Here is a 3,529-nt window from a genome sequence, read left to right as displayed (position 1 = left end):
ACGCGATGCAGCCCTGCAAGGGTTCAATCTAACCAATTCGTGATCTACATTGCGGGCATGGACGACCACACCGACCAGACCCGAAAGCCCCGCGCCGATGCCGTGCGCAATCGCGAACGCGTGCTCGAAGCGGCCAAGGCCGTGTTCAACGCGGGAGGTCCGGAAGCGAGCCTGGAGGCGGTGGCAAAGCGTGCCGGCGTCGGCATCGGCACGCTCTATCGGCATTTCCCGACGCGCGAGGATCTGTTCGAGGCGGTGTACCGGCGTGAGGTCGAGCAGCTCAGCGAGCTCGCCGAGCAATTGAAGATTGCGAAGGACCCGGTTGACGCACTGCGGCGCTGGCTACGTTCCGGCGTCGAATTCGTGGCCACCAAAAAAGGCATGTCGGCGGCGCTGGCGCTGACGTTCCAGAGCTCGTCGGAACTTGCGGCCTTCTCGATGGACAGGCTGACCAAGGCGATCGGCTCGCTGCTCGACAGCGCGGTCGCGGCCGGCGAGATGCGCGCCGATGTCAGCCCGGAAGACCTGCTCAGGGCTCTGATCGGCATGTGCTACATGCACGACCAGCCCGGCTGGCAATCCTCGGTGCTGCGGATGCTCGACGTATTCGTGGATGGGCTGCGGGTGCAGCCGGCCGGCAAGCCCAAGGCGCGCAGCGCCAAGCCCGCGAAGTCGGCGGTGAAACGGAAGCGATAGCGCGTCCGTATCTTGCCAGGGTCGTGCTAGGATCAGCATCGCCGGAATTTGAACGCGGAGCCTGTCATGCGCATTGCCGCCCTGCTCGTGGCTCTCGGTATTATCTTCAGCTCCGTCTCAGCATTCGCCGACGATGTCACCGCCGCGCAAGGCGTCATTCGCGCCCAGGAACAGGCTTTTGCGCGCGACGATGCCACGGCCGCCTATTCCTATGCCGCACCGGCGATCAAGGAGATATTCCCCGCCCCCGACATCTTCATGTCCATGGTGCAGAACGGCTACGCCCCTGTCTATCGTCACAAGAGTTTTGAATTTGGCGAGAGCAAGAACGAGGGTAACTGGATCGCGCAGYGCGTCCACATCGTCGATGCCAATGGCGAAGCCTGGGAAGCTCTGTACACGCTCGAGCAACAGGCGGACGGCAGCTACAAGATCACCGGCTGCTCGCTCCTAAAGGCGGGACAAGCAGTTTAAGTCGCAAAACCGGTCTTGACCGAACCCATCCGCGAGCGGATCAGCAGCAGCACGACGATGGCGATATTGACGGCGTTCCAGGCCACGCCATTCGCGAATGCCGCGGCATACGAGCCGGTGGCATCGAAGATGACGCCCGACACCCAGCCGCCGAAGGACATGCCGAACACCGAGGCGAAGATCACGATGCCGACGCGCGTCGCCGCCTCGCCTGCGGGCATCGCCTCGCGCACGATGATGGCGTAACTCGGCACGATCCCGCCCTGGAACAGGCCGAACATCGCGGAGATCAGGTAGAGCGAGGCGAGGCTGTCGAAGAACAGGTAGAACACCAGCGCAAAGCCCTGCGCCAGCGACCCGACCAGCAGCGTGCGGACGCCGCCGATCTTGTCGGCGAGGAAGCCCGAGCCGATCCGGCTGACGATGCCGCAGGCCATCATCAAAGACAGCATCTCGGCGCCCCTCGCCACGCCATAGCCGAGATCGCCGCAATAGGCGACGATATGCACCTGCGGCATCGCCATGGCGACACAGCAGGAGATGCTGGCGATCGAGAGCAGCACCGTCAGCGTGTTGGTCGAGAGCTTGAGATCGACCCTCGGCGGCGGCGCATTGGCATGGTCGCGGACATGGTCGTGGCCCATCTGCGCGCGCAGCACCAGCACCAGGATCGTCATCAGGCCCACGCAGACGAGGCCGATGCCGATATGGGTGTGGCGCCAGCCGATCGACTGCATGCCCCAGCTCACGATCGGAGGCCACATCGTGCCGGCGAAGTAATTGCCGCTCGCGACGATGGTCACGGCGAGGCCACGATAGCGCTCGAACCAGTGCGAGGCCTCCGCCATCAGCGGCGCGAAGGTCGCCGAGGTGCCTAGCCCGATCAGGAAATACGCCGCCACGAACTGCCAGAGCTGACCAGACAGGCCCGCGAGCACGTTGGCGACGCCGAGGAAGGCGATGCTGATCGCCATCGCCGGCACGATGCCGAACCGGTCGGTGATCTTGCCGGCGATCACGCCGCCAAGCCCGAAGCCGAACATCATGAGGGTGAACGCCAGCGACACCGCGCCGCGCGTGGCGGCGAATTCGGCCTGGACCGCGGGAATCATGACCACGATCGCCCACATGCCGACGCCTCCGATCGAGCCGATCAGAAGCGCAATGACGAGCCGCACCCAGGCCTGACGGGAATCAGGGCTGAATGAGTCTGAGATGTGTCCGGGATGATTTGGGGCGTGCACGGGCCGGACCATGGCCCGCGGATCGGAACACGGTCAAGCTTCGTGGCGTGATATTGGGCATGCGCGGTGCACTGCGGTAAGAAGATGCTTGGCGGATGCGCGTTTTGCCATTAGTTTGCAATCTGCGTGTGCAAGACTGCCGCGCGAGGAGCCTATCGGCGGAATGCTGTTGCGATTGACGCGATCGATGCGGATCAGGGTGGGGCGGATCATTGCCCTCGCCTATCTGTTCTGCGTGCTCGCGCCGGCCGCAAGCCTTGCCTGGGGCAGCGGTCCGGCGCCGTGCCTCGACGACGCGCTCCTCGCCGATCTCGTGCCGGTGCATCATCAGATGCAGGCCGGCCACATGCATGACGGCGTGCCGCATGACCACGCCGGACCGCATGCGCATCCCCAGACCGCGGCGCAGGACGCTCCTGCTCCGCATCATCATGACGGCAAGGGGACAGTGGGCCCGTGCTGCGCGATGATGTGCGTGAGTGCGCTGCCGGCCGATCTGCCTGTCGTCGCCAAGCCGCTTCAGCCCATCTCCGCCTGCGCGCCCGAGATCGTGGTCAGCCTGTACAGCGCGGCGCCGCCCCTTCTCTACCGTCCTCCCATCGCCTGATCTGACGCGACGACGTCAGGCCTAGCGCGCGTCCGCGCGCGCGAACCTGTGGTCTCAAGACAGATCAGGGATGAATTATGCTTACGCTTTCCGGGGCGAACTCCGCCGCCGCATCCGCGGCGCGTGGACGACACTTCTCATTTCATTGGCCGCTGCTGGCCGCGATAGCACTGGCGTTGTCAGGCTGCATGCCGGCAGCAACGCAGCTCGCCGGCGCCGATCCTGCCGATCCGGCGGCGAAGGTCGCGCCTGTCGGCTATCGGCCGACCGTCGCGCCCTATACCAGCCTGCGGCCTGCGACGCCGGCGCCATGGCGCGACCGCAACGACGCCGTCACGCCGCAGCCGAAGCAAGACCGGTAGGAACCCGCCATGACACACCATTTTGCGCGGGGCCTGCTCGTCCTCATTTCGCTCGGCCTTTCCGGTTGCGCCGCATTCTCGCCCGACAGCGGCATGACGGCGGTTTCAGACCTGACCAGCCAGACCATCAACAAGGACGTCGCCTT

At 65.1% G+C, this 3,529-nt stretch carries 5 protein-coding genes; 4 read left to right on the top strand and 1 reads right to left on the bottom strand.

All coding sequences use genetic code 11. From position 1 onward, the window contains the following. Positions 1-57: 57 nt before the first annotated feature. Both AC1D00_RS32005 and AC1D00_RS32000 read left to right on the top strand, forming a co-directional pair. Positions 58-696, top strand: coding sequence for a TetR/AcrR family transcriptional regulator (locus AC1D00_RS32005; protein WP_477013412.1), 639 nt, complete (start codon positions 58-60; stop codon positions 694-696). 66 nt (positions 697-762) lie between these two features. After that, positions 763-1,170 (top strand): DUF4864 domain-containing protein, encoded by a 408-nt coding sequence (locus AC1D00_RS32000; protein ID WP_477013411.1) that lies wholly within the window; start codon positions 763-765, stop codon positions 1,168-1,170. Here AC1D00_RS32000 and AC1D00_RS31995 read toward each other — a convergent pair. Then, on the bottom strand, positions 1,167-2,426 hold the full coding sequence (locus AC1D00_RS31995; protein ID WP_477013410.1) for an MFS transporter: 1,260 nt from the start codon (positions 2,424-2,426) through the stop codon (positions 1,167-1,169). The genes AC1D00_RS32000 and AC1D00_RS31995 overlap by 4 nt on opposite strands. Positions 2,427-2,577: 151 nt before the next feature. Between AC1D00_RS31995 and AC1D00_RS31990 the strand changes: the two genes are divergently transcribed. Then, complete coding sequence (locus AC1D00_RS31990) at positions 2,578-3,021, top strand: hypothetical protein (RefSeq protein ID WP_404558691.1); 444 nt, start codon at positions 2,578-2,580, stop codon at positions 3,019-3,021. A gap of 77 nt (positions 3,022-3,098) precedes the next feature. Next, positions 3,099-3,383: a hypothetical protein gene (locus tag AC1D00_RS31985; RefSeq protein WP_477013409.1), complete on the top strand. Its 285-nt coding sequence runs from the start codon at positions 3,099-3,101 to the stop codon at positions 3,381-3,383. Positions 3,384-3,529: the final 146 nt, after the last annotated feature.

This window comes from Bradyrhizobium sp. P2_E8 (assembly GCF_056403875.1).
Note: the sequence above shows the minus strand (reverse complement) of the source record. Positions and strands in the feature narration are given on the sequence as shown.

Coding starts and splice junctions, on each gene's coding strand:
- AC1D00_RS31995 (WP_477013410.1), bottom strand. CDS start 2,426: ATGGTCCGGCCCGTGCACGCCCCAAATCATCCCGGACACATCTCAGAC.
- AC1D00_RS32005 (WP_477013412.1), top strand. CDS start 58: ATGGACGACCACACCGACCAGACCCGAAAGCCCCGCGCCGATGCCGTG.
- AC1D00_RS31985 (WP_477013409.1), top strand. CDS start 3,099: ATGCTTACGCTTTCCGGGGCGAACTCCGCCGCCGCATCCGCGGCGCGT.
- AC1D00_RS31990 (WP_404558691.1), top strand. CDS start 2,578: ATGCTGTTGCGATTGACGCGATCGATGCGGATCAGGGTGGGGCGGATC.